The sequence below is a fragment of the Peribacillus sp. Aquil_B1 genome (assembly GCF_022603275.1).
Classification (GTDB): Bacteria; Bacillota; Bacilli; order Bacillales; family DSM-1321; genus Peribacillus.
Genome location: NZ_JAKXEE010000014.1, coordinates 1,607 through 4,620 on the forward strand (window position 1 = coordinate 1,607; position 3,014 = coordinate 4,620).

Sequence of the window (3,014 nt, forward strand, 5' to 3'; positions counted from 1 at the left end):
TTGTTCCTTGAAAACTAGATAATAGATAGAAGGCAATTAATTTTTTTCAAAGCATCTGTAAGATCTTTTTTAACGGTTAAGTTAGAAAGGGCGCACGGTGGATGCCTTGGCACTAGGAGCCGATGAAGGACGGGACTAACACCGATATGCTTCGGGGAGCTGTAAGTAAGCTTTGATCCGGAGATTTCCGAATGGGGAAACCCACTGTTCGTAATGGAACAGTATCTTTACCTGAATACATAGGGTACTGAAGGCAGACCCGGGGAACTGAAACATCTAAGTACCCGGAGGAAGAGAAAGCAAACGCGATTTCCTGAGTAGCGGCGAGCGAAACGGAATTAGCCCAAACCAAGAGGCTTGCCTCTTGGGGTTGTAGGACACTCAACATGGAGTTACAAAGGAACGGGGTAAATGAAGCGATCTGGAAAGATCCGTCGAAGAAGGTAAAAACCCTGTAGTTGAAACTTCGTTCCCTCCTGAGTGGATCCTGAGTACGGCGGGACACGAGAAATCCCGTCGGAAGCAGGGAGGACCATCTCCCAAGGCTAAATACTCCCTAGTGACCGATAGTGAACCAGTACCGTGAGGGAAAGGTGAAAAGCACCCCGGAAGGGGAGTGAAATAGATCCTGAAACCGTGTGCCTACAAGTAGTCAAAGCCCGTTAATGGGTAATGGCGTGCCTTTTGTAGAATGAACCGGCGAGTTACGATTTCATGCGAGGTTAAGTTGATGAGACGGAGCCGCAGCGAAAGCGAGTCTGAATAGGGCGAATGAGTATGAGGTCGTAGACCCGAAACCAGGTGATCTACCCATGTCCAGGGTGAAGTTCAGGTAACACTGAATGGAGGCCCGAACCCACGCACGTTGAAAAGTGCGGGGATGAGGTGTGGGTAGCGGAGAAATTCCAATCGAACCTGGAGATAGCTGGTTCTCTCCGAAATAGCTTTAGGGCTAGCCTCAAGATGAGAGTATTGGAGGTAGAGCACTGATTGGACTAGGGGCCCCCAACGGGTTACCGAATTCAGTCAAACTCCGAATGCCAAATACTTATTCTTGGGAGTCAGACTGCGAGTGATAAGATCCGTAGTCGAAAGGGAAACAGCCCAGACCACCAGCTAAGGTCCCAAAGTATACGTTAAGTGGAAAAGGATGTGGAGTTGCTTAGACAACCAGGATGTTGGCTTAGAAGCAGCCACCATTTAAAGAGTGCGTAATAGCTCACTGGTCGAGTGACTCCGCGCCGAAAATGTACCGGGGCTAAACGTATCACCGAAGCTGTGGATTGACACCGTTGGTGTCGATGGTAGGAGAGCGTTCTAAGGGCGTTGAAGTCAGACCGGAAGGACTGGTGGAGCGCTTAGAAGTGAGAATGCCGGTATGAGTAGCGAAAGAAGGGTGAGAATCCCTTCCACCGAATGCCTAAGGTTTCCTGAGGAAGGCTCGTCCGCTCAGGGTTAGTCGGGACCTAAGCCGAGGCCGAAAGGCGTAGGCGATGGACAACAGGTTGATATTCCTGTACCACCTATACATCGTTTGAACGATGGGGGGACGCAGAAGGATAGGGTAAGCGCGCTGTTGGATATGCGCGTCCAAGCAGTTAGGCCGGAAACGAGGCAAATCCCGTTTCCATTAAGGCGGAGCTGTGATGGCGAGGGAAATATAGTACCGAAGTTCCTGATTCCACGCTGCCAAGAAAAGCCTCTAGTGAGATGTAAGGTGCCCGTACCGCAAACCGACACAGGTAGGCGAGGAGAGAATCCTAAGGTGTGCGAGAGAACTCTCGTTAAGGAACTCGGCAAAATGACCCCGTAACTTCGGGAGAAGGGGTGCTTTTTAGGGTGAATAGCCCAGAAAAGCCGCAGTGAATAGGCCCAGGCGACTGTTTAGCAAAAACACAGGTCTCTGCGAAGCCGCAAGGCGAAGTATAGGGGCTGACACCTGCCCGGTGCTGGAAGGTTAAGGGGAGAGGTTAGCGCAAGCGAAGCTTTGAACCGAAGCCCCAGTAAACGGCGGCCGTAACTATAACGGTCCTAAGGTAGCGAAATTCCTTGTCGGGTAAGTTCCGACCCGCACGAAAGGTGTAACGATCTGGGCACTGTCTCAACGAGAGACTCGGTGAAATTATAGTACCTGTGAAGATGCAGGTTACCCGCGACAGGACGGAAAGACCCCGTGGAGCTTTACTGCAGCCTGATATTGAATTTTGGTACAGCTTGTACAGGATAGGTAGGAGCCTGAGAAGCCGGAGCGCCAGCTTCGGTGGAGGCGTTGGTGGGATACTACCCTGGCTGTATTGAAATTCTAACCCGCGCCCCTTATCGGGGTGGGAGACAGTGTCAGGTGGGCAGTTTGACTGGGGCGGTCGCCTCCTAAAGAGTAACGGAGGCGCCCAAAGGTTCCCTCAGAATGGTTGGAAATCATTCGTAGAGTGTAAAGGCACAAGGGAGCTTGACTGCGAGACCTACAAGTCGAGCAGGGACGAAAGTCGGGCTTAGTGATCCGGTGGTTCCGCATGGAAGGGCCATCGCTCAACGGATAAAAGCTACCCCGGGGATAACAGGCTTATCTCCCCCAAGAGTCCACATCGACGGGGAGGTTTGGCACCTCGATGTCGGCTCATCGCATCCTGGGGCTGTAGTCGGTCCCAAGGGTTGGGCTGTTCGCCCATTAAAGCGGTACGCGAGCTGGGTTCAGAACGTCGTGAGACAGTTCGGTCCCTATCCGTCGCGGGCGCAGGAAATTTGAGAGGAGCTGTCCTTAGTACGAGAGGACCGGGATGGACGCACCGCTGGTGTACCAGTTGTCTTGCCAAAGGCATAGCTGGGTAGCTACGTGCGGACGGGATAAGTGCTGAAAGCATCTAAGCATGAAGCCCCCCTCAAGATGAGATTTCCCATGGCGCAAGCTAGTAAGATCCCTGAAAGATGATCAGGTTGATAGGTCAGAGGTGGAAGCATGGTGACATGTGGAGCTGACTGATACTAATAGATCGAGGACTTAACCAACGCTTTTT

At 52.0% G+C, this 3,014-nt stretch carries 1 rRNA gene; it reads left to right on the forward strand.

Going from position 1 to position 3,014, the window contains the following annotated elements:
* Positions 1 to 74: 74 nt before the first annotated feature.
* Positions 75 to 3,006, forward strand: a 23S ribosomal RNA gene (locus MPH60_RS27470).
* The last annotated feature ends 8 nt before the right edge of the window (positions 3,007 to 3,014 follow it).